The following is a 1,638-nucleotide window of genomic DNA, read 5'->3' on the forward strand; positions in this document are numbered from 1 at the left end:
TTGCATCGACTGTGACCGCGACTTATTGAGTGGCGAAATAGAGTACTTTATAGAAAAAGCCATTAAAAGTTATAGTGGTTTTACTGCCGAGGATGTAATTTTTGAATATGCCATTTGTATAAAATGTGCTGAGCGATTGAGAAAGCAAATGTCTGCGGAGTCTATGCAAAGCATACAGGACTATTTCTCTCAGGAGGTAAATTTTATGGATCGCATGCAAACTATGCAGGCTAACCCCAACAACCCTACAGAGTGGATGCAGCGCTGCTTGATTAATGGATCGAATATAGAAGATCTTGAAGAGTATCAGATTTATGCACATTGCAAAGGCAATACACTCATAACCTCACATATGCCTTATATGATAAGTGGTGTGGCATTAGATAAGATTGCTGGCTTGCTATCTGACGAAACGCTAGACGAGCTTGATGATTTTATGAATAATCACTTTGGACCTCCACCAGAACTGATGGAGCCTTTACCTAAAAGAAGAGTAATTCCTATCTAATAGTTAAGATACCAGCTCTTCACTGGTTTCCAGTCGCTCTCTTATGTCTCTTATGGTTTGATCAAGTTGATCAGTAGCTTTTCTCAAATGATCGACTACCTCTCTTTCACGGGCGCCAAGTTCAGTATTCTCCAGTAGGTGAGTCAGTCCTAAAATGTTAGCCACCGGTGCCCTTAACTCATGTGCATTGGTGAAAGCATATTGAGATAAAACCTCATTTTGGTGTCTCAACATATTGGTTCTAATCCTTACTTTCTTTTCCAGCTCTTCATTGAGGTTTTCAAGGTTTCTGTTTAGTTGAGCTAACTTCTTTGATTGCTGCTCAATCTCATTATTTCGCTCAAAAATCTCTTTGTTTTTTGCGGCTAGTAATTTGTTAGCAATTTGCTGTACACGTCTCTGTTTATAAAAAGCACCGGCTACTGCTATGCAAAGAATTAAAGCCATAACTACACCTATCACAGCGGTTGCCTGTTGTTTCACCTTTATTTGATTTGCCTCATTTTCTTTCTGGAGCAACTCCGTTTCGTAGGCTGTTTGCATTCTGGCAATCTTACTGGATTTCTCCTCATTAAAAATACTGTCTTTTAAAGACACGTAATTCCAATAGTTGATAAAAGCAGATTGATAGTCTTCTCTTGCTGAATCGGCCAGGACCTTAGCCATGAGCGATTCCAGCACAAGGTCTTTTGCATTTATACTTTCCGCTATCGAACTACCTTTTTCAAAGTAAATTTCGGCTGAATCATGCAAGCCTTGTTTGCTATAAAGTTTGCCCAACTTAATGGTAGCACTTGCCTGACCTCTATTATCCTTTATGTTTTGGTAAATTTCAAGACCTTGTAAGTGCAACTCCTCTGCCTTCTCATAGTTGTTTCTCTTACCTTCAATTTCTCCCAGGCCAATAAGGGCATAGGCCATCTTTCGATTATCAGTTGTATCACTAAACTCTATAATTCTACTGTAGTAAGTTTCTGCAATATCGAGGCTATCCCAGGCAAGGTAGATCTCTGCGAGGTTGATATATGACATCAAAGGTTGATCTGCCCCCAGCACTTTGGCTCTTATAGCCAAAGCCTTTTTGTGATAATCGAGTGATTTATCAAGGTCATTTAATTTTTTATAAATCT

At 39.2% G+C, this 1,638-nt stretch carries 2 protein-coding genes; one reads left to right on the plus strand and one right to left on the minus strand.

Annotation, left to right across the window (positions count from 1 at the left end; genetic code table 11):
• The coding region (locus E1176_RS20310; RefSeq protein WP_185152530.1) for a hypothetical protein at positions 1 to 508 on the plus strand (508 nt) is incomplete at its 5' end.
• A gap of 3 nt (positions 509 to 511) precedes the next feature.
• Here the strand turns inward: E1176_RS20310 and E1176_RS01310 are convergent.
• On the minus strand, positions 512 to 1,638 hold a 1,127-nt coding region (locus tag E1176_RS01310; protein ID WP_155208779.1), incomplete at its 5' end, for a tetratricopeptide repeat protein.

It is taken from the genome of Fulvivirga aurantia, assembly GCF_009711475.1.
In the GTDB taxonomy this organism is placed as follows: Bacteria; Bacteroidota; Bacteroidia; order Cytophagales; family Cyclobacteriaceae; genus Fulvivirga; species Fulvivirga aurantia.